Source organism: Faecalibacterium sp. OM04-11BH, from assembly GCF_003482185.1.
Lineage (GTDB): Bacteria > Bacillota > Clostridia > Oscillospirales > Ruminococcaceae > Faecalibacterium > Faecalibacterium tardum.
On record NZ_QULS01000002.1, the window covers coordinates 252,124 to 275,602 of the forward strand.

19 protein-coding genes and 1 tRNA gene are annotated in these 23,479 nt (G+C 58.0%); 9 read left to right on the forward strand and 11 right to left on the reverse strand.

The genetic code is table 11. The annotated features are described in order from the left end of the window. The first annotated feature begins 3 nt into the window (after positions 1-3). Together DXB44_RS02955 and DXB44_RS02960 are read left to right on the forward strand one after the other, a co-directional pair. Positions 4-1,266 (forward strand): glutamate-5-semialdehyde dehydrogenase, encoded by a 1,263-nt coding sequence (locus tag DXB44_RS02955; RefSeq protein ID WP_118657673.1) that lies wholly within the window; start codon positions 4-6, stop codon positions 1,264-1,266. 560 nt (positions 1,267-1,826) lie between these two features. Next, entirely contained in the window at positions 1,827-2,267 is a 441-nt protein-coding gene (locus tag DXB44_RS02960; RefSeq protein ID WP_055184558.1) for a methylglyoxal synthase, read from the forward strand. Between the two features lie 123 nt (positions 2,268-2,390). On the opposite strand, the gene DXB44_RS02965 is transcribed toward DXB44_RS02960, so the two are convergent. Genes DXB44_RS02965 through murD form a run of 3 tightly spaced genes read right to left on the reverse strand, consistent with a single transcriptional unit; the run spans position 2,391 to position 5,872 of the window. After that, positions 2,391-3,659 (reverse strand): methionine gamma-lyase family protein, encoded by a 1,269-nt coding sequence (locus DXB44_RS02965; protein ID WP_118657674.1) that lies wholly within the window; start codon positions 3,657-3,659, stop codon positions 2,391-2,393. A 54-nt stretch (positions 3,660-3,713) separates the two neighbouring features. After that, positions 3,714-4,475, reverse strand: coding sequence for a GNAT family N-acetyltransferase (locus tag DXB44_RS02970; RefSeq protein WP_118657675.1), 762 nt, complete (start codon positions 4,473-4,475; stop codon positions 3,714-3,716). Continuing rightward, positions 4,472-5,872 (reverse strand): UDP-N-acetylmuramoyl-L-alanine--D-glutamate ligase, encoded by a 1,401-nt coding sequence (gene murD, locus DXB44_RS02975; protein WP_118657676.1) that lies wholly within the window; start codon positions 5,870-5,872, stop codon positions 4,472-4,474. Before murD ends, DXB44_RS02970 begins: the two co-directional genes overlap by 4 nt. Before the next feature lie 251 nt (positions 5,873-6,123). Between murD and DXB44_RS02980 the strand changes: the two genes are divergently transcribed. Together DXB44_RS02980 and DXB44_RS02985 are read left to right on the forward strand one after the other, a co-directional pair. Continuing rightward, complete coding sequence (locus DXB44_RS02980) at positions 6,124-7,695, forward strand: ABC transporter substrate-binding protein (RefSeq protein ID WP_243111014.1); 1,572 nt, start codon at positions 6,124-6,126, stop codon at positions 7,693-7,695. Between the two features lie 65 nt (positions 7,696-7,760). Continuing rightward, a tRNA-Gly gene (locus tag DXB44_RS02985) sits at positions 7,761-7,836 on the forward strand. Between the two features lie 516 nt (positions 7,837-8,352). Here DXB44_RS02985 and DXB44_RS02990 read toward each other — a convergent pair. The 4 genes from DXB44_RS02990 to DXB44_RS03005 form a co-directional block, all read right to left on the reverse strand. Continuing rightward, a complete protein-coding gene (locus tag DXB44_RS02990; RefSeq protein WP_118657678.1) occupies positions 8,353-9,534 on the reverse strand; it encodes an MBL fold metallo-hydrolase in 1,182 nt (393 codons plus the stop codon). Between the two features lie 122 nt (positions 9,535-9,656). Continuing rightward, positions 9,657-10,994: a DNA recombination protein RmuC gene (rmuC, locus tag DXB44_RS02995; protein WP_118657679.1), complete on the reverse strand. Its 1,338-nt coding sequence runs from the start codon at positions 10,992-10,994 to the stop codon at positions 9,657-9,659. Positions 10,995-11,053: 59 nt separating this feature from the next. Beyond that, a complete protein-coding gene (locus tag DXB44_RS03000) occupies positions 11,054-12,517 on the reverse strand; it encodes a transglutaminase-like domain-containing protein (RefSeq protein ID WP_118657680.1) in 1,464 nt (487 codons plus the stop codon). Positions 12,518-12,540: 23 nt separating this feature from the next. Next, positions 12,541-13,608 carry an alpha/beta hydrolase gene (locus DXB44_RS03005; RefSeq protein WP_118657681.1) on the reverse strand — a complete coding sequence of 356 codons (1,068 nt, stop codon included), beginning with the start codon at positions 13,606-13,608 and terminating at the stop codon, positions 12,541-12,543. Between the two features lie 202 nt (positions 13,609-13,810). On the opposite strand from DXB44_RS03005, the gene DXB44_RS03010 reads away from it, so the two are divergent. Further along, the gene (locus DXB44_RS03010) at positions 13,811-14,329 is read left to right on the forward strand and encodes a GNAT family N-acetyltransferase (protein ID WP_118657682.1); all 519 of its coding nucleotides are present in this window, start codon (positions 13,811-13,813) and stop codon (positions 14,327-14,329) included. Between the two features lie 64 nt (positions 14,330-14,393). On the opposite strand, the gene DXB44_RS03015 is transcribed toward DXB44_RS03010, so the two are convergent. The 4 genes from DXB44_RS03015 to DXB44_RS03030 all read right to left on the reverse strand — a co-directional run bounded on the left by DXB44_RS03015 (position 14,394) and on the right by DXB44_RS03030 (position 16,805). Further along, the gene (locus DXB44_RS03015; RefSeq protein WP_118657683.1) at positions 14,394-14,918 is read right to left on the reverse strand and encodes an HD domain-containing protein; all 525 of its coding nucleotides are present in this window, start codon (positions 14,916-14,918) and stop codon (positions 14,394-14,396) included. A gap of 39 nt (positions 14,919-14,957) precedes the next feature. After that, complete coding sequence (locus DXB44_RS03020; protein WP_097780158.1) at positions 14,958-15,398, reverse strand: hypothetical protein; 441 nt, start codon at positions 15,396-15,398, stop codon at positions 14,958-14,960. Positions 15,399-15,536: 138 nt separating this feature from the next. Then, a complete protein-coding gene (locus tag DXB44_RS03025) occupies positions 15,537-16,313 on the reverse strand; it encodes an alpha/beta hydrolase (protein ID WP_118657684.1) in 777 nt (258 codons plus the stop codon). Further along, positions 16,314-16,805: a C-GCAxxG-C-C family protein gene (locus DXB44_RS03030; RefSeq protein ID WP_118657685.1), complete on the reverse strand. Its 492-nt coding sequence runs from the start codon at positions 16,803-16,805 to the stop codon at positions 16,314-16,316. Positions 16,806-17,086: 281 nt separating this feature from the next. Between DXB44_RS03030 and htpG the strand changes: the two genes are divergently transcribed. From htpG to galT, 4 genes are all read left to right on the forward strand, one after another. Then, a complete protein-coding gene (gene htpG, locus DXB44_RS03035) occupies positions 17,087-19,015 on the forward strand; it encodes a molecular chaperone HtpG (RefSeq protein ID WP_118657686.1) in 1,929 nt (642 codons plus the stop codon). 107 nt (positions 19,016-19,122) lie between these two features. Then, positions 19,123-20,226, forward strand: a complete 1,104-nt coding sequence (locus DXB44_RS03040; RefSeq protein WP_118657687.1) for a 5-bromo-4-chloroindolyl phosphate hydrolysis family protein — start codon at positions 19,123-19,125, stop codon at positions 20,224-20,226. 329 nt (positions 20,227-20,555) lie between these two features. Further along, positions 20,556-21,842: a galactokinase family protein gene (locus tag DXB44_RS03045; RefSeq protein WP_118657688.1), complete on the forward strand. Its 1,287-nt coding sequence runs from the start codon at positions 20,556-20,558 to the stop codon at positions 21,840-21,842. Then, positions 21,839-23,338, forward strand: coding sequence for a UDP-glucose--hexose-1-phosphate uridylyltransferase (gene galT / locus DXB44_RS03050; protein WP_118657689.1), 1,500 nt, complete (start codon positions 21,839-21,841; stop codon positions 23,336-23,338). Before DXB44_RS03045 ends, galT begins: the two co-directional genes overlap by 4 nt. Positions 23,339-23,479 lie beyond the last annotated feature (141 nt).

Consider the following 23,479-nt stretch of genomic DNA (forward strand, 5'->3'; position numbering starts at 1 on the left):
GCTATGACCACACAGGAAATTCTGGAAGCCGCCCGCGGGGCAAAGGCTGCGCTGGCACTGGCTGACGGCGCTACCCGCGCACAGGCACTGCACAGTATGGCTGCGCAGCTGTGCAGCCCGGCAAGCATGACTGCCATCCTTTCCGCCAACGCCGACGATATGGCCGCCGCAAAGGGACATATCAGCGAGGTGATGCTGGATCGTCTTGCCCTGACCGAGGAGCGTATCCGCGCCATGGCAAAGGGCATTGAAGAGGTTGCCGCCCTGCCCGACCCGGTGGGCCGGGTGCTGAAGCGTGTAGAGCGCCCCAACGGGCTGGTGATCGAAAAGACCGCCGTGCCCATGGGCGTGATCGCTATCATCTATGAGAGCCGTCCCAACGTGACCAGCGATGCCGCCGCCCTTGCCATCAAGAGCGGCAACGCCTGCATCCTGCGCTGCGGCAAGGAGGCATGGCGCAGCGCCAACGTCATTGTACAGGCGCTGCGGCAGGGGCTGCGGGAGAACGGCCTGCCGGAAAATGCGGTCTGCCTGATCGAGGACACCACCCACGCCTCTGCCAACGCCCTGATGACCGCCGTGGGCTATGTGGATCTGCTGATCCCCCGGGGCGGTGCAGGGCTGATCCGCGCCTGCGTGGAGAACGCCAAGGTACCCTGCATCCAGACCGGTACCGGCATCTGCCACATTTTTGTGGACGACACCGCCGATCAGGCCAAGGCGCTGAACATTATTGAAAACGCCAAGGCCAGCCGCCCCAGCGTGTGCAACGCCGAGGAGGTGTGTCTGGTGCATTCTGCCATTGCGCAGGAGTTTCTGCCCAAGCTTGCACAGCGTCTTGGCCCCGACCGCGTGGCTGCGGGCAAGCTGCCGGTAGAACTGCGGCTGGACGCACGCGCCGCCGCCATCATTCCCGGCACACCTGCCGGTCCTGCGGACTTTGACACCGAGTTTCTGGACTATATCCTTGCCGTCAAGGTGGTGGACAGCGTAGACGAAGCCATTGCCCACATCGCACAGCACTCCACCGGCCACAGCGAGGCCATCCTGACCCGGACGCAGGCAGACGCCGATCGGTTCACCGCTGCGGTAGACAGCGCCGCCGTGTATGTAAACTGCTCCACCCGCTTTACGGATGGCGGCGAGTTTGGTCTGGGCTGCGAGATGGGCATTTCTACCCAGAAGCTGCATGCCCGGGGTCCCATGGGACTGGAGGAGCTTTGCAGCTACAAGTACGTCATCCACGGTGACGGGCAGATCCGCTGATTTCCCCTGCCCTCCAACCATCGCGTTTAAATCGTTTCTCAGATAACAAAAGGCTTCAGAAATGTCTGCGGGCATTCCTGAGGCCTTTTTTCATAGGAAGAGCCTAGAGATAGGCGAAATCTGCAATTTTGCGTTTTATAAGCAAATATTTTTATGCAGAAGAACTGCCGCTCTCATGCTGCACCGCAAGCTTTTGATAGCTGAAAAAAATTTCCTGTACAGGCCGATGTAAGCTGCTTTGGCCTGTATTTTTGTTTTATCGGGATGGACTGTATTTCGATTCAAGTGAGAAAAGTGAAAAATATTTCACTTTTCTCAGAAAATGAATTCTCTTGGATGGTGGTATGTATCCAAGAATTCGCCGTTTCTCACAATGTAAAAGTAGTACTTTTATGTTTTTATAGGTAAAAAAAGCAAAATTTTCTCTTGACAGAGCGTTTTCTGTGCGGTAAAACTATAGTGTAAGATTTGATATCGATTTCACTTCCGTTTCACAGGATTTCAAAATTCGTACATCATAACTGGTACTATGTAAAAATAAGTAAAGGAGAGAGCATCTTATGACGATCGCAATTCTTGCCCATGATTCCCGCAAAGAACTGGCCCTGCAATTCTGTACCGCTTACAGTGCCATCCTTTCCCGCAATAATGTTATCGCCACCGGTACTACCGGCCGGATGCTTGCCCAGACCACCGGCCTGCCGGTGCACTGCTACCTCTCCGGTAAACTGGGCGGTGTGCAGCAGATCACCTCCCGCGTTGCCTGCGATGAAGTGGATCTGGTGCTGTTCTTCCGCGACCCGCTGAAGGCCGATGCCGCCAGCCTGACCGAGCAGAATCTGCTGCGCCTGTGCGATATGCACAGCGTACCCATTGCTACCAACATTGCTACCGCAGAGGTGCTGCTGCGCGGTCTGGATCAGGGAGATCTGGACTACCGTGAAGGGATGCACCCGGCCTTGATCGAGCCGATCCCCGTGGTGCAGGCCCGTGCCGTGTAAGCGTTTATTTGTGTGTTACTTTTTGTGTGTTACTTTGTGTATAGAGGGAAAAAAGGAGCTATCGCAGCGTGTTGTGCGATAGCTCCTTTTTGTTATAAGGATATCCTGCCCGCAGGGCAAACATTACTCCTTAAAATAAGCTTTCTGGATAGCCAGCAGCACACCGGCGCGGCTGGCGGCAAAGTTCAAGCCGCCCTGCAGATAGCAGGTGTAGGGGGCGCGCAGAGGGCCATCGCAGGAAAGCTCGATGGTGCTGCCCTGCGTAAAGCTGCCGCTGGCCATGACTACCTCATCGGTATAGCCCGGCTCCGGGCTGGGTTCCGGGGCGGCGTAGCTGTCCACGGGGCTGGCAGCCTGAATACCCTGACAGAAGCCGATGAGCGCCTCTGCCGTACCGGCATCAAAGCAGGTAACGATATCGTTGTGATCCTCGCAGTAGCGAGGGATGGGCTTTTTGCCCAGCAGCTCCAGCATACACTGGGCGTAGATGGCAGTCTTGATGGCCTCACACACCACGCCGGGAGCGTAGTAGAAGCCCAGATACATATCCCGGGGGGTCTCCAGCGTGCAGCCCAGCTCCTTGCCAAGGCCGGGGGCGTTCAGGCGGTAAGCGCACAGCTCCACCAGATCCTTGCGGCCCACGATGTAGCCGCCGGTGGGAGCAATGCCGCCGCCGGGGTTCTTGATCAGGCTGCCTACTGCAATATCCGCGCCCACCTGACAGGGCTCCTGCGTCTGGGTGAACTCGCCGTAGCAGTTATCCACAAAGATGATGATCTCCGGGTTTGCGGCGCGGGCGGTATCCGCAATTTTGCGGATAGTAGCCAGATCAAAGGCGTTGCGCTGTAAATAGCCGCGGCTGCGCTGGATGTGGCACACCTTTGCACCGGGGGCTTTCTGGGCGATCAGGTCGTAGTCCGGGGTGAAGTCGGGCTTGAGGGGGGCTTCGTCATAGTTTACACCGTAGTCCATCAGGGTGCCGGTGCCCTTTCCCTTGCCGTCCAGACCGATGACGCCCTCCAGCGTATCGTAGGGGCGGCCGGTTGCGGCCAACAGGGTATCCCCTGCCCGCAGCAAGCCGAACAGCGCCACCGCCAGCGTGTGGGTGCCACTCTGGAACTGGCTGCGCACCAGCGCATCCTCTGCGCCCATGACCTGTGCAAAGATCTGCTCCAGCTTGGCACGGCCGGTATCCCACAGGCCGTAGCCGGTGGTGCCCAGCATATCGGTGGAGGACATCTGGGTATCGGCAAAGGCCTTGAGCATCTTCAGCTGGTTGAAATCCCGGATCTCCTCCATCTGGCGGAAGTAGGGCTGGCACAGCTCCATGGCCTTTTCGTCCAGCGCCAGCACCTCGGGCTTATAATCAAAAAAGTGGTTCAGAATCGACATTATAACGTGATAGTTCCTTCCTGTTATTTTTGGGTTCTTTGTGTAAAAGCTTTGTCATTTCTCGGGCACATAGCGGGCGTACTCTGCTTGTTTTGCAAAGCCAAGGCGGGTATAAAACCGCACCCGCTCCGGTGCACAGAGGAATACCGGGCGCAGGCCTTCAGCGGCAAGGCTGTTTGCCATTTCCACAATGAGCCGCCCGCCGATGCCCTTGCCCCGCAGCGGCTCTGCGGTCTGCCCGCAGGCCATGTAGGCTTGCCCATTGCACAGGGCATAAGCACCCACGGTGCAAACGACTGTACTCCCCTGCTCCAACGCCCATGCCGCTGCCCTGCCCCGGCTGCGCTTTGTGCACAGTTCTGAGTAAAAGTCTGCCTGCCGGGTGAGGTCTGCAGGGTAAAGCGCCTGCGCCACCCGGACGGCGGGCGCTTCCCGGCAGAGGGTCAGCTGCGCCCACAAAGCTTCGTCCACGGCGGGCAGGGGCAACGGACCGCCCTGCGGTAGACCGAACACGGTCAGCGTTTCCGCCTTGTGCCAGCCGTCCGGCGGCGGGCAGACAGTCTCATCCAGAATGGCGCTCTCGCACCCACAGAAGGACAAAAAGCCTGCCAGCTCTGCGGGGTTTGCGTGCCCGGCCAGCCATGCCGTGCTGCCGGAAAGTTCCAGTGCCAGCGTGGGGCCCGCGTAGAACCGCCACGGCTGACTTTTGCGAAAGAGCGCGCAGTCCAGCGGCAGCAGAGCGTCCAGCACCGGCAGACCCCGGCAGGCATTCGCGAACCGGGTGCGGCGCTTTGCATCCTTTACCTGTGCGATCACTTGAGCGCGTTGACGATCTTTTTGAACTCGCGGCCGCGCACCTCAAAGTTGGGGTACAGGTCAAAAGAAGCACTTGCCGGGGACAGGATGATGATATCTCCGGGCTTTGCGGCGGCGCGCGCCAGCTCTACGGCGTGCTGCATATCATCTGCGTGCTGAATTGGCAGCGCAGTCTCGTCAAAGCCGGGGCACTCCCGCACAGCCTTTTCGATGCGGGGGCCGGTAGCACCCATCAGCACCAGATCCTTGACATGGGCGATGATCTCCGGTGCCAGCGGCTCGTAGGGGATGTGCTTATCGTAGCCGCCCGCGATGAGGATGACCTTCCGGTCAAAGCTGCGCAGACCGGCGATGGTGCGGGTGGGGCTGGTGCCGATGGAATCGTTATAGTACAGCACGCCGTCCAGAGTACGCACCGGCTCGATGCGGTGCTCCACGCCGGTGAAGGTGCTGCCCACCTGACGGATAGCTTCTACGGGCACCTCGCCCCACACGGCAGCGGCAGCAGCCAGCAGGTTCTCGATGTTGTGCAGGCCGCGCAGCTTGACATCCTTCTGGGCAAGGAAGGGGGTCACAACGCCATCCTCTGCCATGCAGAGCATGCCATCCTTGCGCAGGAAGGCACCGTTGTCAGTATCGTGCAGGCGGGTGAACCACACCTGCTTGCCCTTGCAGTCGGCCTGCATGGAGCGGCTGATCTCGTTTTCATAGCCCAGCACGGCGCGGCAGGGCTGCTTCTGGTACAGCAGGATATTGCGCTTTGCATCGATGTATTCCTGCATATCCTTGTGGTGATCCAGATGGTTCGGGGTCACGTTGGTGACCACCGCAATGTTGGGGCTGGCGTGCATACTGATCAGCTGGAAGCTGGAAAGCTCCACCACAGCCACATCCTCCGGGGATACCTCCGGCAGCATGGGCAGCAGCGCTGCGCCGATGTTGCCGCCCAGATGCACCTTGCGGCCTGCGGCCTCATAGAACTTGGAGATAAGGGTGGTGGTGGTGGTCTTGCCGTCCGAGCCAGTCACTGCCACGATCTCGCAGGGACAGAAGTCGAAGAACAGTTCCACCTCGCTGGTGACCATGGTGCCGGCGGCCATGGCGTCCTGCAGGGGCTTTTCAAAATAGCCCACAAAGCCCGGGGTGCGCATGATGATGTCCTGCCCCTTGAAGCCGTCCAGATAGTTTTCGCCAAGGCTCAGGTCAATGCCCAGCTCCCGGATGGTGGCGGCGTAATCGCCAAAGTCCTCCACGCTCTTTTTCTGGTCACACAGGGTCACATGAGCGCCCAGCTCCACAAACTCCTTAATAAGGGTCTTGTGGCTGACGCCTGCGCCGATAAAGGCGACCTTTTTGCCCTGAATAAGCTGGGCAAGCTTCTGCTGATCTTTCTGCATAAAAACAGTTCCTCCTCTAATAGGATCATGGTATAACACCGCGCCGCACGGGCAGCGCGGGGATCACTTTGCTGTACCATTATAGTCCATTTGCGCGCAATTGGCAACGGAAAACCGCACAGTCTGCTTCAAAAAGCCCGGTAAATTCACAAAAAGGCAATTGTTTTTTCTGTTGCTTTCTGCTACACTTGTCGTTGCAGAGCGTTTTTTGCCATTTCTGCGCGAAGATGAACGGAATGAGGTTATTCTTTTTGAAACGATGGTTACGTTTTACCGCAGCGGTGCTGGCTGCTGCGTTTCTTTTTGCCCTGACCGGCTGCGGCAGCTCCACAAACTCTGCCAGCTTTACATGGTTCGTGGACAGCATCCCTGCAAATCTGGACCCGCAGGTGGCCTCCGGTGCGTCGGATGTCATCGCCTGCGAGAATCTGTACGGCACGCTGGTGCGCAAGGACCCGGATGGCGAGCTTGTGCCGGGTCTCTGTGAGAAATGGACGGTCTCCCCGGACGGGCTGACCTACACCTTTACCCTGAAGGACGGCCTGACCTACGCAGCCGCCAAGGATGCCGCCACAGAGTACGACATTACCGCCGAGGATTTTGTGTTTGCGTTCCGGCGCATTTTCCGCGCCGATACCGCCTCGCCCTACGCAGTGGAGTTTTCCGCCATCCAGAACAGCGCCGCCGTGCAAGCGGGGCTGGCGGACGAAAGCAGTCTGGGCGTTTCGGCCAATGGGGCGCTGACGTTGGTGTTCCGGTTGAGCGAACGGGACGATAACTTCTTAGCAAAGCTGACATTGCCCGGTGCAGCCCCCTGCGACGAGGCCTTTTTTGAGAGCACCCGGGGCACCTACGGGCTGACCGCCAAGACCACGCTTGCAAGCGGCAGCTTTTACCTGTATAACTGGACGACAAACGGTCTGTTTTTACGCCGCACCGTGGAAAGCCCGCTGGTTGGCAGTCTGCGTCTGGTGCAGGACACCAGCGGCAGCGGCAAAAGTGCAGCCCAGCTTATTGCCGACGACAAATGCTCGGCAGCACTGGACGAGAGCGGCGAAGCCACCAGCTTACAGACGGTAAGCTATTCCGACACCACATGGGCGCTGCTGTTCAACGCGGCGGAGGGGTCGGTGTTCCAGAACCAGCAGCTGCGGCAGGCGCTGGCCGGTATTGCCCGGGAAAACGCCACCGTGCCCTCCGGCGGCCTGTATGCCGCTGCAAAGGGGCTTGTACCGGAGGGGCTGACCGTGGACGGGCTGGACTACCGCGATGCTGCCGGTGACCCCCTGCCCACCATCTCTGAACCTAAGGCTTTGTATCTGGCTGCCCGGCAGGGCATGGCTACCTCAGATTTTTCCGGTGTGACCCTGCTGCTGCCCAAGAACGCCGGGCTGGGCGAACTGGCCGACCAAATCAACAGCGCATGGCAAAAGGAGTGCTCCCTGTTCTTCTCGGTGGAAGAGGTAGAGCAGGACGAGTTTGACGCCCGCATTGCCGCCGGGAAATACACCATTGCCCTTGCGCCCATCCGTGCGGAGGGCGGCAGCGTGTACCAGATGCTGCAGCAATTCACCGCTGAGGGCGGCAGCCTGACCGGCTACGCCGATACCGTTTATGCCGACCGGCTGGCTTTGAGCGCACAGCAGACCGGCAAGGACCGTTGCGCTCTGTTGGCGCAGTGCGAACAGCAGCTGCTGGAAAGCTGCACCGTGGTGCCCCTGATGGCGCAGCAGAAGCGTCTACTGCTGGCGAACGGCGTGCGCGACTTGGTATTCGACCCGTTCTTCCCGGTGCTGGACCTGACATGGGCCAAAATGAGTTGACCGCAAATTTCGTGCGGAAAAGCCTTGACATTCCTGCCCTGCTTTGTTACAATAATGGAGCACTTGCAGGGTTAGCTCATCCGGTAGAGCGACTGCTTCCCAAGCAGTAGGCGGCGGGTTCGAGTCCCGTATCCTGCTCCAGAATATGGCGGTGAAACGTTTAAAATTCGTTCGTTTCACCGCTTTTTTGTTTCATCTTGCTTCCGTTCGCAAATCATGCTATACTCCTATCAACAGAAATGCCCGGGCGTTTATCGCCCTCCTCGGTCTTGAAGACCGTGACAGCGCATTTCTGCTTTTTTATTGCCTTTGGTAGCAGCTTGTGTTATGATAAAAAGTAGAAAGCAGCTTAGGGGCGTTACTGCCCTGCTCGGTCTTGAATACCGTGGTAAGGCTGCTTTTATTTTTGTTTGCTTTTAACGGCAGACCATGCTATAACTTTGAGCAGAGATTTTCCGGCTGTCTACTCCTTGAATCTTCAGATTCTACGTGGGTACCACCGGAGGGCTTTTATAAAGCCCTCTGGCAATCTACTTCTGGAATCTACGGATTCTACGTGGGTTTCGCCGGAGGCTTTATTTTTTGCTGCAAAAAAACACTCCCGGGCTTTTTATGGAAAGTCCGGGAGTGTTTGCGTTCAACTGATTTTATATCGTGTTACTTTGTCACGAGTTCTGCGGCAAGGGCGTCCATCTGTGCCTCAGCGGCGGCGTTAGCGGCAGAACGGATGGTGACCACGTTCTCGCAGAGGGTGATATTTTTCATACTCTCCAGCTCGGCACGCATAAGCTTTGCAGCCATGGGTGCCCAAGTGCCGTTTTCCATCAGGCCGACGGTGCGGTTCTGGAAGCTCTTGGTCTTGAGGTGAGTCAGCAGATTCTCCATCGGCGGGAAGAGGAAACCATCGTAGGTGGCGCAGGCCAGCACGATCTTACCGCAGCGGAAAGCCTCGGTGACGGCATAGGACACATCGGTACGGGTCAGATCCATCTCCACCACCTTTGCGCCCTGTGCGCGCAGCTTTTCAGCCATGGTGTGGGCGGCGGCGCGGGTGTGGCCGTGGATGGAAGCGCTGGCCACCAGAATCTTTTCCGGCTCCTCTGCCTTATAGCTGGACCAGAGATCGTAGTAGTTCAGGTACTTACCCAGATCGCCGGTAAGCACCGGGCCGTGCAGCGGGCAGATGGTCTTGATATCCAGTGCAGCAGCCTTTTTAAGCAGCGCCTGCACCTGCGGGCCGTACTTGCCCACGATATTCAGGTAATAGCGGCGGGCTTCGCTTGCCCAGTCGGCATTTTCGTCAAACTTTGCCACGGCACCAAAGCGGCCAAAGCCATCGGCAGAGAACAGCACCTTTTCGCTGCTCTCATAGCTGACCATGACCTCCGGCCAGTGCACCATGGGAGCAAACACAAAGGTGAGGGTGTGGGTGCCAAGGCTCAGGCTCTCGCCGTCCTTCACCACCACGCGGCGCTCCGGGGCAATGGCATCTGCGCCAAAGAACTGCTCCATATACTGGAAGGTCTTGGCGTTGCCAACCACCTGCATTTCCGGGTAAAGTGCTGCCAGCTTTGCCACGTTAGCACCGTGATCCGGCTCCATGTGGGAGACAACCAGATAGGCGGGCTTGCGGCCGCCCAGTGCCTCGGCAAGGTTTTCCAGCCAAGGCTCGGTAGCGCGGGCGTCCACCGTGTCCAGAATGGTGGTCTTTTCATCCAGAATGACATAGGAATTATAGCTGACCCCGGTGGGCACCGGATACTGGCTCTCGAACAGGTCGATGGTGGTATCGTCCACGCCCACACCAAGGATGGCTTCACTGATTTTTTTCATGCTCATACCGTTCAGACTCCTTTTGGGTTTATCTTGTGCCGTAAATTGGCAAATATTTCTGAGAACAATTCCTATTGTAGCACATCGTCAGAAATTTCGCAAGGGATAATGCGGGGAGCTTCTGCGCATCAAAGCTCTTCCCCGCTCTCCGGCAGACGTGCCGTTACCGGTCTGCCCGGCTCGGTGTCCAGCTCCAGCAGGGTGGCGGCGGTGTTTTCGTCCAGCGTCTGCACCGCACGCAGCTTGCGGCTGATGGCACGGCTGCGCACCCCGATGAGGTTGTCCAGCTCTTCATCGGTCTGGCGCAGGCGCTGCTGCATCTTGGAAAGCCCCTGCCCGAACTTATCGAACTCGGTCTTGACCGCACCCAGCAGCTGCCACACCTCGCCGGAGCGCTTTTGAATGGCAAGGGTCTTGAAGCCCATTTGCAGGCTGTTGAGCAATGCTGCCATGGTGCTGGGGCCGGCCACGTTCACCTGATAATCCCGCTGCAAAACTTCCAACAGCCCGGCGTTCACCACCTCGGCGTACAGCCCCTCAAAGGGCAGAAACAGGATGCCGAAAGCCGTGGTATAGGGCGGCTCCACATATTTTTCCCGAATGTCTTTTGCCTCGCTGCGCAGCACCAGTTCCAGCGCGTGGCGGGCGTTTTCCACCGCCTGCGCATCGCCGGAAGCCTGTGCGTCCTGCAAGTGGGCGTAGGTATCGCCGGGGAATTTGGAGTCGATGGGCAGCCAGACGCTGTTGCCGTCCACGCCGGGCATACGGATGGCGTACTCCACCCGCTGGGTGCTGCCGGGGATGGTGGCCACGTTGGTGTCGTACTGCTCCGGTGCAAGGATCTCTTCCAGAATCGCGCCCAGCTGGATCTCGCCCAGAATGCCGCGGGTCTTAACGCCGGAAAGCACCTGCTTCAGCCCGCCCACATCGGCGGCAAGACTCTGCATCTCGCCCAAGCCCTTGTACACCTGCTCCAACTGGTCGTTGACCGCCTTAAAGCTTTCGGTCACCCGCTTTTGCAGCGCGTCCTGTAATTGCTCGTCCACAGTATGGCGGATCTCATCCAGTTTCTGGGCATTCTGTGCCTGCATGGCGGCAAGGCCGTCTGCCAGCGCTTTGCGCATCTCCTCCAGCTTGCGGGCATTAGAGGCTTCCAGTCCCTGCAAGCGCTGCTCCATGGTCTGCTGCTGGGCGTTCTGCCCTGCCGTCAGGGTACTGCTCATGCCCTGCACTGCGGTTTGCAAGGTGTCGCTGATGTGCGCCATCGCGGCCAGATTCTGCTGTGCCTGCTGCGCCTGCTTTTCTTCCAACACCCGCGCCTGTGCTTCCAACTGCTGGCGCAGCCACTCTTTCAGAGCTTCGTCATCCTGCCGGGCGGCGGGCTTGCCGGTGCGGTACAGCAAAAGTGCCTGCAACAGGCAGATGGCCACCAGCAAAAGCGTATACAGTCCTGCCAAAAATCCCATAGACATTCTCCTTTAACTCAAAAATCCGGGTCTTGCGGTAATGGCAGACCCGGATGTGCTTATACTTCCTGATGCTTTACGATTTCATGTGTAGTCTCCACCTGCTGGCCGTACAGACCCACGCCGTCTACCTCTATCTCGCCTACCTGATTATCACAGGGGTCGGCGCGGAAGGAACACATGGGCGGGTCGAAGGGCGCGCAGATATCGCTGTTAGCTACCATGCGGTCGGTGTCCAGATTGCCGAAGTAGTGCAGGCGCATCTTCTCGTTGCCCGCACGCGCCATAGACGCACCGGCAGAGCAATCGGCGTACATCCAGCCCTTGGGGGCAATATAGAACATTGCCCAGTCGTGGCAGCCAGCTGTCTCCGGCCGTGCCACCATGCCGCTCTGCCACTTTGCCGGGATGCCTGCAATGCGGCAAAGGGTGATAAAGGTGGCAGCCATCACGCCGCAATCGCCCCGGCGGCTGCGGGCGCAGTTATCGGTGATGTTCTCGTGCACAAAATACATAGGCTGGAAGTGATAGTGCACATTCAGGGTGACAAAATCATAAATGCGCTTTGCCTTCTGCACTGGGTCGGTGATGCCCTCGGTCAGCTGCGCAGCCAGTGCCTTCATATAGGGGGTAAAGGCGATGTGGGGCAGCTGCTCGGCGGTGTCAAAATCCGGCTGCACCGGGTCGGCCTGCATTTCCAGCGGGGCAGCGTAGTGTGCAGTGCTGCGGTAGCTGTACTGTGCCCCAAAGCGGCAGTTCTCGGCAAGGTCTGCCTCCCAGTACGCGGTGCGCTGGGGTGCAGTTTCCGGCGCAATATAAGTGGGCTGGGCGGTGAAGCTGTCCAGCGTGATATTGCTCTGTGCCGGGCAGGCAGCGGGCAGCGGCAGCCATACCTTGACGTGCACGGTGTTTCTGCCCTCAGCCTTTGCGGCAGCAAGGGCGCGGGCAAAGGTCTCGTCCGTCATGCCGATGCTGGTGCGCAGGGTGATGTCTGCGCTGACGGCGCCGGTGCGCACCATCTGGTCGTGCTGGGGCTCAAAACGATCCCAGCTGCGCTCCGGGACGGGCGGGTCCAGCTGACGGGCGGCAAGGTCGGGATGGGTAGCCACCAGCGTTTCGGCGGCGCGGTAGATATAGCGCTTCTGCCCTTCCACAAAACGCCAGTCCATCTGACCGGCAGCATCCAGCGCGGCGAACTCCTCGGCGGTAAAGTCCCGCAGGGTGGCTTGCAGCTGGTTCAGCAGCTGCTCGGCGGTCAGGGTGTAGTCCTGCGGCAGACGGCGCAAAATCTCCCGGTGCGCCAGCAGACCCTGCCGCCATGCGTCCACACCGTGAGGAGTGGGGTTTACCGGCAGCGCGCCCTGCGGGTGCAGGGGCTGGTTCTGGCTGGCAGTCCAGTCCTCGGCCAGACAGGCGTCGATGCGCGCAATGGCGGCATCGTAGTAGCCTGCCTCCTTCAGGCGGCGGATGTCGTCCGGCAGCTCCATATTCAGGTATGCAAAACAAGTATTCTGATCCATCATACTCTACTCCTTTTTATTTATGGTCAAGCAGCGGTCTGCTGCTCCCAGAAAGCTACAGCTTCCGTCAGCCAGCCCTCGGCATCAGTGTTATCGCCTACCCCGATGCAATGGGGTGCAGACTCAAACACTTTTACAACATAAGGCACCTTATGAGCTTCCAGCGCCGCTTGCAGCGCCGGGCCCTGCACCTGATTGATCATCCAAGGCAGCACCTTGTCATCCTTCCCGTACCAGAAAAATACCGGCGGATAATCATCCGTGATAAGATCTGCCACACTGGAGCAGTAATAGTGCCACCCATAGTTGCCGGTATCCATAAACGCCTGATACGCGATCTTTACCTCTGAAAAGTTCACAACTGAATAACCCAGCAGCAATACGCCGGGTCTTGCAACGCCGTAATGGCCGTAGCCGCGCTCCTTGTTCGCAAACACACCCGCAAGCTGACCACCGGAGGAGTAGCCTACCAGCGCATAGTCCTGCGTCTGGATGGAAAGCTCCTCGTCAAGGCTCGTCACCAGCTGCACCGCCCGTGCCAAATCCTGAAGCGGGGCATTATCGCCCAGATCCAAGAAGGTGCGGTAGCGCAGCACAAACACAGCATAGCCCAGTTTATGCAGCTCGTAGGCGGTGGAGCCGCCCTCGCCCATCTCTGAGGTTATGGTCAGGGCGTTGCCGGGGATCACGATAGCCGTTTTGGCGTTGGGCGTCTCTGCCGGGTAATAAAACAGCTGCACACAACCCAGACTGGAATTTTGTTCGATCTCCTCCGGGGTGTAGACCTGATAGGTGACCTTGACGCCCTTATTATAGTTATCAATGATAAGGTTTAGCGCAGCAATGCCGGATTCCCGGTCGGTGTCGCCAAAATAATCGTGCAGGGTCTTGTTTTTCCAGCGTGCCACCATCAGCGGCGTCATCTCGCGGCAATATGTATAATAGCCGGTTCCTTGGATCGCCGGGTTTGCGCGCAGCTGTGCCATCGTAGTTTCCGCAGTAACATGGGGTGCGATTTCTGCGCCAAAGGCAGGCAGCGCCGCGCAAAGCACAAACCATACCATACACAGCAGCACATGTACAGTTTTCTTCATACATCCTCCATGGGAGACAGCACGCCCCTGCACTGCCCCGCTCCGTATTCTTGTTCCCCTATTGTATCACAAACGGGTGGGATGTCAAAGCAATTTCTGTGCAGTCCGCTTCTTGTACCGTCCGGCAAATTCTGCTATACTGAAACCTATCCGGGAGTGGAAAGAGAGTGCGGGCATTTTTCGGCCCGCCGAGGATGAAAGTATGGATAAGATCATCATCCGGCCTATGACGCCGGAGGACTGGGGCGCGGTCTCCAGAATCTATGTTGAGGGCATCGCTACGGAATACGCAACCTTCCAGACCGAATGCCCGCCCTATACCGCGTGGGACGCTTCCCACACAAAGGAGTGCCGTCTGGTCATTCTTTCCGGCGGGGTGCTGGCGGGGTGGTGCGCCTTGCACCGGGTAGACCCCCGCTGGTGCTACCGGGGCGTGGCCGAGGTGAGCATCTATGTGGGTGAGCAGTTTCGGGGGCACGGACTGGGATTCCGACTTTTGAGCGCCCTATGCGCCGCTGCCGAAAAGGCCGGCTACTGGACGCTGCAATCCACCGTTTTGCAGGATAACGTTGCCAGCCGCGCTCTGCATGCCAAGTGCGGCTTCCGGCTGGTAGGACGCCGGGAGCGCATTGCACGGGACTGCCACGGCCGCTGGCTGGATACCTATCTGATGGAGCGCCGCGCCGCCGCAGACGAACCGGAGGGGTTCAAAAAGCTGTAAAAAGCAGAAGGAGCCGCTGCACTTTTTTGGTGCAGCGGCTCCTGTTATTTGCGATGATCCAGTTTTACCACTCGTCGTATTCGCCGTTGGCGTTTTTGGCGGCAGCCACGCGGCTGCGCTTGAACATGCTTTCCACCACGGCGCAGTACTTATCGGCAAGGCAGACGATGATGGCCTCGCGGCAGCTGGGCACATGACGGAAGGTCAGCGGCCACATGTGGCTGGAAATGATGCTCTGTTCCTTTTTGGTGATATGGAACACCTTTTCTGCATTGACGCAGGCGCGGCTCGGGTGAGAGAAGCCGTGCATCTCGAACAAGCGGCGGATGCCATGGAAGGTACCTTTTTTATGCCAGTCGTACAGATAAAAATCGTGCAGGAAAGCACCGACAGCCAGCGAGGTCTCGTCTGCACCCAAATGCAGCCGATGGTTCAGCCACCAGCTGACCAGCACCACATTCTTGCAGTGCTGATAGGTGGTAACGTCCCCATGCTGGATGAACTCCCGCATCTGCTGCACCTTGGGGTTTTGATCGTATTTTTCCAAAATGGCATAAAGCTGTTCGCGTTCCGTAACAGAAAGCTGCATGAGCAAAATTTCCTTTCAACTCAATACGTTAACGTTTGTTCAGGAGCGGAGCTGCACCGGGTTGGAATTGCCGAAGTTTTCGGCCTCGGAAGGGTTTGCCCGCTTGAGGGTCAGATCTACCAGATACTGCTTGCCGTCGCCCAGTTCTTCCAGCTGGGCAATCTTTGCATTGGCAGCGGCTTCGTCCGGGTACCACTGGATGAGGAAGAAGTTTTCCGCTTCCACCCCGTAGTACAGCCAGAAGCCGTCTGCCCGCAGCAGATCATCCAAATGATCCACCTCTTCGCCGTCCGGCAGGCCAAGGCCTTCCTCTGCGTAGAGGTTTTCCGGCTCCACCTGAAGCATCTCAATAACCTGAATGGAGCTTTGCAGGTATTCGTCCTGCGAGGTGCTTTTATCGGAGCGCTCCCAGCCGGTGAGAAATGCCTGCATAAGCAGGTCGCGCACCTTGATGCGCGGCAGTGTGGGATCCATAACCATTTTTGTTTCCTTCTTTCGTGGTCTTATCCCCGTTGGACAGTATACGGCATACGCCTGTGCAAGTCAACGGTTTATTTGTGAATTTTTTGTAGGTACGGCCAAAATTTACAAACGCTTTTCCTGTTTCAGTCGGTTATCTCAGGCATGGAAGGAAAAGGTATCGTTCAGCCACTCCACCGCAAGCTTGACCCAGTGGTGGCGGTGGGCGCTGTCGGCATCCACCTCCGGGGTGGAGATGCTGGTGCCGTGGCATCCCTTTTCAAACAGGTGCACTTCGCATGGCACGCCTGCCTTGTGCAGGGCGCTGAGCAGCAGCAAGGTGTTTTCCACCGGGACAGTTTCGTCCTCCATGGTATGCCAGACGAACACCGGTGGTGTGGCGGGGGTGATCTTATCCTCCAGCGTAAAGCGCTGGTGGGCGGCAACATCCTGCGTGCCTGTCAGCTGCACAAAGCTGTCCCTGTGGGCGTATTCTCCGGCGGTAACCACCGGGTATGCCAGCAGCAGGGCGTTGGGGCGCGGCTGGTCTGCCATGCCGGGGATCTCCCACACCGCACCGGACAGTGCCAGATGCCCGCCGGCAGAAAAGCCGCACAAAGCGATCTGATCCGGCAAAATATTCCACTGTTCTGCGTGCTGCCGCACAAGGCCGATGGCCTGTGCCAGCTGCCGCATGGGCAGCGCATCCCGGGCGCTCTCCCTTACTGCGTAGTGCAGTACCGCCGTGTGGTAGCCAGCTGCCGCAAATTGCAGCGCTACGGGGTCGCCCTCCCGGGGGCTGACGTGGGTATAGCCGCCGCCGGGCACCACCAGCACCAGCGGGCGCTGCCGGAAATGCGGCATGGCCTCCACGCTCTCCCGCAGGTAGAGCGTCAGCGTACCGCCGCCGGTCAATTCCAGTTGTTCAATCTGCATTTACACATCCTCCTTATAAAATCCGTGCCGTCCCTCCGGGTGCGCCGCAATAAATTCTGCGCACAGTTCTGCGCACAGGCGGCATAATTCCGGGCAGGGGCGCTTTTTATAGTAATCTGCGGTGCGGTCCTCTGCCGCCGTGCCCCCAGTAGGAGCAGCACCCGCCTTTGCCAGCAGCTCCCGGCAGATGATGCTGCCGCCGCCGTTGCGGCTGCGGTACTGCTCTGCCGCCTGCTGCACCAGTGCGTACATCCGGGATTTATCCTTGGGGTCAGCAGGGTCGGCGTAGACCATGCTCAGCACGGTCACCACACCGCAGAACGCCCCGCACACCTCCCGCATCCGGCCAATACCTGCGCCAAAGCCTGCAGAAAGGCGCAGCGCTGTTTCTTCGGTCAGGCCAAGCTGGGGTGCAAACGCCGCCACCACGCTCTGACTGCAATTATAGCCCTTTAAGAACCATGCGTAGGCGGCATCGCCCTGTTTTGACATTTTCTCACATCCTTCCGGCATACTCGCTCCATTATAGCACAGTCTGCGCAAAAGTGGGAAAGCTTTTCAGGAAAAATTTCGTCCTCTATATAACAAACGATCCCGGAGCGCCGTTTCGTGCACCGGGGCAGCAAATCTTTTACTTTTTTAACTTTTTATGAAAAGCCTTGATTTTCCCTGCAAGTCGTTGTATATTAGCACTCAGAAGTTATGAGTGCTAAGTATCCCGGCAGTTTACCGGGTACGGCGCACCAAATATGTGATAAAAGAGGTTTTGTATTATGGCCAAGAAAGAATTTCAGGCAGAGAGCAAAAAACTGATGGACATGATGATCAACTCCATCTATACCAATAAAGAGATCTTCCTGCGGGAGCTGATCTCCAACGCTTCGGACGCCATTGATAAGCTGTACTATAAGAGCCTGACCGACACCTCCGTGGGCATGAACAAGAGCGATTTCCGTATTCTCATCACCCGCGATAAGGAAAACCGCATCCTGACCGTGGAGGATAACGGCATCGGTATGACCAAGGAAGAGCTGGAGCAGAATCTGGGCACCATTGCCCACTCCGGTTCTCTGGATTTCAAGAAGGACAACAAGGACGAGAACATTGATATCATCGGTCAGTTCGGCGTGGGCTTCTACTCCGCCTTTATGGTGGCCGATAAGCTGACCGTTATCTCCAAGGCTTATGGCTCGGACGAGGCTTGGCAGTGGGAGTCCTCCGGTGTGGACGGCTACGAGATGACCCCCGCCCAGAAGGATACCGTGGGCACCCAGATCATTCTGCACATCAAGCCGGATACCGACACTGAGAAATACGACAACTTCCTGGACGAATACGGCATCGTGGCCATTGTGAAGAAGTACAGCGACTATGTGCGCTACCCCATCCAGATGGAGCGCGAAAAGAGCCGTCAGAAGCCGGAACCGGACCCCAAGCCCGAGGACTACAAGCCGGAGTGGGAGACCTACACCGAGCTGGAGACCCTGAACAGCATGATTCCCATCTGGAAGAAGCAGAAGAGCGAAGTGACCGATGAGGAGTATAATAGCTTCTACAAGGATAAGTTCGGCGATTACGCCGACCCCGCCCGGGTCATCGTGAGCCGCACCGAGGGTACTGCCAACTACAACGCCCTGCTGTTCGTGCCCAGCCACCGTCCCTACGACTTCTACACCAAAGACTACGAGAAAGGTCTGGCGCTGTACGCTTCCGGTGTTCTCATTATGGAAAAGTGCGCCGACCTGCTGCCGGATTACTTCAGCTTTGTAAAGGGCATTGTGGACAGTCAGGATCTGAGCCTGAATATCAGCCGCGAGATGCTGCAGAAGGACAGCCAGCTGAAACTGATCCACAACGCACTGGAAAAGAAGATTAAGAACGAGCTGCACGCCATGCTGAACAACGACCGTGCAAAGTACGAGGAGTTCTGGAAGGAGTTCGGCCGTCAGATCAAGTTTGGTGCTTATTCTGATTACGGTATGCACGCTGAGCTGCTGCGTGACCTGCTGCTGTTCTGGTCTGCCAAGGAGCAGAAGATGGTCACCCTGCAGGAGTACATCGACAAGATGCCCGCAGAGCAGAAGTACATCTACTTTGCCGCAGGCGACTCCACCGACCGTCTGGCAAAGCTGCCCTCCGCAGAGCTGGTGCTGGACAAGGGCTTTGACGTGCTGCTGCTGACCGAGGATGTGGATGAGTTCTGCCTGCAGATCCTGCACAGCTACCCCCGCAAGGATGCCGAGGGCAAGGACGGCACCGTGGAGTTCAAGAACGTGAACAGCGGTGATCTGGGTCTGGAGTCCGAGGAGGAGAAGAAAGCCGCCGAGGATGCCACTGCCGAGAACAAGGCACTGTTCGATGCCATGAAGGACGCGCTGAACGGCAAGGTGAAGGAGGTTAAGGTCTCCACCCGCCTGAAGGATCACCCCGTCTGCCTGAGCTCTGACGGCCCGCTGTCCATTGAGATGGAGAAGGTGCTGTCCAAGCAGCCCGGCAGCGAGGGCGTGAAGAGCGACAAGGTGCTGGAGCTGAACGTGAACCATCCCGTGTTTGCTGCCCTGAAGGCCGCACAGGAAGCCGGTGACACCGAGAAGCTGAACAAGTACAGCGCCCTGCTGTACGCACAGGCACAGCTGATCGAAGGTCTGCCCGTGGATGACCCCGCCGCTTATGCCGAGGCCGTTTGCAGCCTGATGAAGTAAGTTTTTCACGCACAGAAATACCCCCTTAACAAAAAGGCCGCGCTCCGCTATAATAGAGTGGAACGCGGTCTTTTATTTTTATCTTTCTGTGAAAGGAAATTTATTTCATGGAGCCGAGAAAACATTATTTTGCAAAGATCCCCACCATTGCCATCTTTATCGTGATGGCGATGTCCGGGCCGTTAGGGGTGCTGTTGTTTATCCTGAAAGGCATCGACCAGAAGGTGCAGAAGGAAGAACAGGAAGCTGCCCGTGCCCGGGGTGACTACCGCCCCGCCCCAAACGCACCCATGCCTAAAACGCCGCCTTTCCCCGGGCAGGATGTTCCCACGGCAGAGCAGAAGAGCGCAAAGCAATGGCATAAAAACATTGCCACCCTCTGCACCATCATGGGTGCTGTGTTTCTGTTTGCCGGCGTGACGGACGCGGTGGATGTCATCAGTGTGTGGAAGTTTTGGCCCGACCCCGGGGAGCTGTTTTCCAATATTGCCATGGCCATTGGCGGCGGCGGTGCACTGCTGACCGGCCTGCGGATGAAGAGCACCCGCAAGCTGGAGCGGCTGCTGGATAAGGTGGTAGGCGAGCGGGATAATATCTCTTTGCCGGAGCTGTTCGCCGCTGCCGGGGTGGATGCCGCCCGCGGACGCGCTGCCGTGAAAAGCGCCATCGAGCACGGATACTTCGGCGCGGATGCCTATATTGACAACCGCACCGACACGCTGGTGGTGCGGGGTGCGGCACCACAGCCGAAAAAGCCTGCGCAAGCCCCGACACCTAAAGCTCAGCCCGCTGCAGAGGACGAGTACGCCGCCCTGCTGCGCCAGCTGCGGGAGGTGAACGATGCCATCCCTGACCCGGTGATGAGCCAGAAGATCTCCCGGCTGGAAGAGGTCAGCGGGCGCATCTTTGCGCTGGCGCAGAAGGACCCGGAGAAAAAGGCGCAGCTGCAAAAGTTTATGAATTACTATCTGCCTACCGCCCTCAAGCTGCTGAACACCTACGCCAGCCTTTCCGGGCAGGCAGTGGAGGGCACGAACATCACCGACGCCAAGCACAGCATTGAGCGCAGCATGGACCTGCTGGTGACCGCCTTTGAAAACCAGCTGGACAAGCTGTTCCAAGCCGATGCGCTGGACGTGAACGCCGACATTGCCGCACTGGAAGGAATGCTGAACCTTGACGGACTGACCGGCAGCGAATTTACCCGCTGAACCACACCCCCGCACCCGATGGCTGCATCGGTGCGGGGGTATTTTTTGTGCAAAGTGCAATTTTCCATCCCGTCTTTTTTGGGCGCTGCGCTCAAAATTCCGGGATTTGTGTGCATTTATGCCAAGCATTTTGATTTACCCAAGAAATTTTTATTTTATTTGTTTGCAAGCAGCCGATCAGCTTCCATCGGCGTTTTTTGCAACTTTTCATCGAGATGCAACAATAACACATGGTTTTTTGCGCTGCATTTGACTATTATAGAATCAGCTACGGCAGCTGCGAACGGCTGCATCGACTTTTCCGATCATAATAGTAGGAGGAAATTTCCATGATGAAGTCTATTTCCACCTGGAAGCAGGAACTGACCGAGGGTGCACACGCTGCGCGTCTGGCTGCGCTGTACTGCTGCGCCCCCGACGAGACCCCTGCACAGGCAGCCCGTTATACGGCTGTTCTGGACGGGTTAGAGACCACCTTCGGCGCACATACCGAGGCCGGTCTGTATAGTGCCCCTGGCCGCACCGAGATCGGCGGCAACCACACCGACCACCAGCATGGCCGTGTACTGGCTGGCAGCGTGAACATTGACATGATCGCTGCTGCCGCCCCCAACAGCCTGAACCAGCTGCGCGTACAGAGCGAGGGGTACGACCTTTGCGTCATCGACCTTGACGACCTGACTGCCCGCAAGGAGGAGGAGAACACCACCGCTTCCCTGCTGCGCGGCGAGTGCGAGGCTTTCCGTCAGCGTGGCGCAAAGCTGTCCGGTCTGGACGTGTACATCTCCTCTAACGTGCCCAAGGGTAGCGGCGTTTCTTCCTCTGCCGCCTTTGAGGTGCTGGTCGGCGTGATTTTGAACGACTGCTTCATGGCTGAAAAGGTCTCCCCCATCGCTATTGCACAGATCGGCCAGTGGGCTGAAAATGTGTACTTTGGCAAGCCCTGCGGCCTGATGGATCAGATGGCCTCCAGCGTGGGCAACATTATCACCATCGACTTTGCCGACAAGGCAAACCCAGACGTGGAACCGGTGCAGGTGGACTTTTCCAAGGCAGGTCTGGCACTGTGCATTCTGGACTCTGGTGCAGACCACGCCGACCTGACCGATGAGTATGCCGCCATCCCCAACGAGTGCCGCGCTGTGGCCGCTGTGTGCGGTGGCGAGGTACTGCGGGACGTGCCCTTTGAGACTTTCCTTGCAAATATCCCGGCCTGCCGCAAGCAGTGCGGCGACCGCGCTGTGCTGCGCGCTTTCCACTTCTACGCCGATAATGACCGCGTGCCCCAGCAGGTAGCCGCCCTGCGCGAGGGCGACTTTGAAGCCTTTTTGCAGTTGGTAACTGCCTCCGGCGACAGCAGCTGGGAGTATTTGCAGAACGTGATCCCCGCCGGTTACAAGGAGCATCAGGAGGTGGCTGTGACCATCGCCGCTGCCAAGCATTATCTGGGCGGCAAGGGTGCTGTGCGCGTGCACGGCGGCGGTTTTGCCGGTACGGTGCAGGCCTTTGTGCCGGTGGAGATGCTGGCAGACTTTAAGGCAAACATGGAAAAGATCCTCGGCGCTGGCCGCTGCCATGTGCTGAACATCCGTCCTGAGGGAGGTGCTGTGCTGTGATCTCCACCGCCATCCAGCAGCTCGTGAACTACGGGCTGGACACCGGGCTGATCTTGCCCGATGACGAGATCTATATCCGCAACCAGCTGCTGATGACCATGCAGCTGGACGACTTTACCGCCCCGGAGGGCGAAGCGTGCTACACCGACTTGGAAAGCATTCTCAAGACCCTTGTGGACGATGCCGTTGCCCGCGGCGTGTGCGAGGATAATTCCACCGCACGCGATCTGTTTGACACCAAGCTGATGGGCGTGCTGACCCCGCGCCCCAGCATCGTGCGCGCCAACTTTGAGGAGCGGTACGAAAACGAGGGGCCGCAGGCCGCCACCGACTGGTTCTACAAGTTCAGTCAGGACACCGACTACATCCGCCGCTACCGTATCAAGCGCGATCTGAAATGGGTCACCAAGACCGAGTACGGCGATCTGGACATTACCATCAACCTGTCCAAGCCGGAAAAAGACCCCAAGGCCATTGCCGCCGCAAAGCTTGCACCCCAGAGTGCTTACCCCAAGTGCCAGCTGTGTGCGGAGAACGAGGGCTACGCCGGCCGTATGAACCACCCTGCGCGCGAAAACCACCGCATCATCCCGCTGACCATTAACGACAGCGCATGGAATTTGCAGTACAGCCCCTACGTTTACTACAACGAGCACTGCATCGTGTTCAATAACCAGCACACCCCCATGAAGATTGAGCGGGCGACCTTCCGCAAGCTGCTGGATTTTGTGGGACTGTTCCCCCACTATTTTGTGGGCAGCAACGCTGACCTGCCCATCGTGGGCGGCAGCATCCTGAGCCACGACCACTTCCAGGGCGGTCACTACGAGTTTGCAATGGCCAAGGCTCCCATTGAAAAGGCTTGGGTGTTCCCCGGCTTTGAGGATGTGGAGGCCGGCATCGTGCACTGGCCCATGAGCTGCATCCGTCTGACCTGTGCCGACGATGCACGCCTTGTAGAGCTGGCCGATAAGCTGCTGACCGCATGGCGCGGCTACACCGATGAAAGCTGCTTTATCTTTGCCGAGACCGACGGCGAGCCCCACAACACCATCACCCCCATTGCCCGGATGCGGGACGGCAAGTATCAGCTTGATCTGGTGCTGCGCAACAACATCACCACCCCGGAACATCCGCTGGGTGTGTACCACCCCCATGCCAAGCTGCACCACATCAAAAAGGAGAACATCGGCCTGATCGAGGTCATGGGTCTTGCTGTGCTGCCTAGCCGCCTGAAGCAAGAGCTGTTCGACCTTGCCGATGTGCTGGTGGCGCATCGGCCCACCGCAGAGTACCCCGAAGCCCTGCAAAAGCATGCCGAGTGGGCGGAAGAGATCCTTGCAAAGCACCCGGAACTGAGCGCCGACAACGTCCACACCATCCTGCAGGACGAGGTGGGTCATGTGTTTGCACAGGTGCTGGCCGATGCCGGTGTGTACAAGCTGGATGAAGCAGGCCGCGCCGGTTTTGTCCGCTTCCTTGAAAGCGTAAAATAAACCATAACTCCCCGAGGCTGTTGCACATATCATGGCGCAACAGCCTTTTTTAGAACACAGCATCAAACAAAAGCACTTTTCCTTTGCTCTCCCCCCTGTGAAAAAATCAATGGGAAAATCCGCAGATTCTCCCATTGATAA

Coding starts and splice junctions, on each gene's coding strand:
- DXB44_RS02955 (WP_118657673.1), top strand. CDS start 4: ATGACCACACAGGAAATTCTGGAAGCCGCCCGCGGGGCAAAGGCTGCG.
- DXB44_RS02960 (WP_055184558.1), top strand. CDS start 1,827: ATGACGATCGCAATTCTTGCCCATGATTCCCGCAAAGAACTGGCCCTG.
- DXB44_RS02965 (WP_118657674.1), bottom strand. CDS start 3,659: ATGTCGATTCTGAACCACTTTTTTGATTATAAGCCCGAGGTGCTGGCG.
- murD (WP_118657676.1), bottom strand. CDS start 5,872: ATGCAGAAAGATCAGCAGAAGCTTGCCCAGCTTATTCAGGGCAAAAAG.
- DXB44_RS02990 (WP_118657678.1), bottom strand. CDS start 9,534: ATGAGCATGAAAAAAATCAGTGAAGCCATCCTTGGTGTGGGCGTGGAC.
- rmuC (WP_118657679.1), bottom strand. CDS start 10,994: ATGGGATTTTTGGCAGGACTGTATACGCTTTTGCTGGTGGCCATCTGC.
- DXB44_RS03000 (WP_118657680.1), bottom strand. CDS start 12,517: ATGATGGATCAGAATACTTGTTTTGCATACCTGAATATGGAGCTGCCG.
- DXB44_RS03005 (WP_118657681.1), bottom strand. CDS start 13,608: ATGAAGAAAACTGTACATGTGCTGCTGTGTATGGTATGGTTTGTGCTT.
- DXB44_RS03010 (WP_118657682.1), top strand. CDS start 13,811: ATGGATAAGATCATCATCCGGCCTATGACGCCGGAGGACTGGGGCGCG.
- DXB44_RS03015 (WP_118657683.1), bottom strand. CDS start 14,918: ATGCAGCTTTCTGTTACGGAACGCGAACAGCTTTATGCCATTTTGGAA.
- DXB44_RS03020 (WP_097780158.1), bottom strand. CDS start 15,398: ATGGTTATGGATCCCACACTGCCGCGCATCAAGGTGCGCGACCTGCTT.
- DXB44_RS03025 (WP_118657684.1), bottom strand. CDS start 16,313: ATGCAGATTGAACAACTGGAATTGACCGGCGGCGGTACGCTGACGCTC.
- DXB44_RS03030 (WP_118657685.1), bottom strand. CDS start 16,805: ATGTCAAAACAGGGCGATGCCGCCTACGCATGGTTCTTAAAGGGCTAT.
- htpG (WP_118657686.1), top strand. CDS start 17,087: ATGGCCAAGAAAGAATTTCAGGCAGAGAGCAAAAAACTGATGGACATG.
- DXB44_RS03040 (WP_118657687.1), top strand. CDS start 19,123: ATGGAGCCGAGAAAACATTATTTTGCAAAGATCCCCACCATTGCCATC.
- DXB44_RS03045 (WP_118657688.1), top strand. CDS start 20,556: ATGATGAAGTCTATTTCCACCTGGAAGCAGGAACTGACCGAGGGTGCA.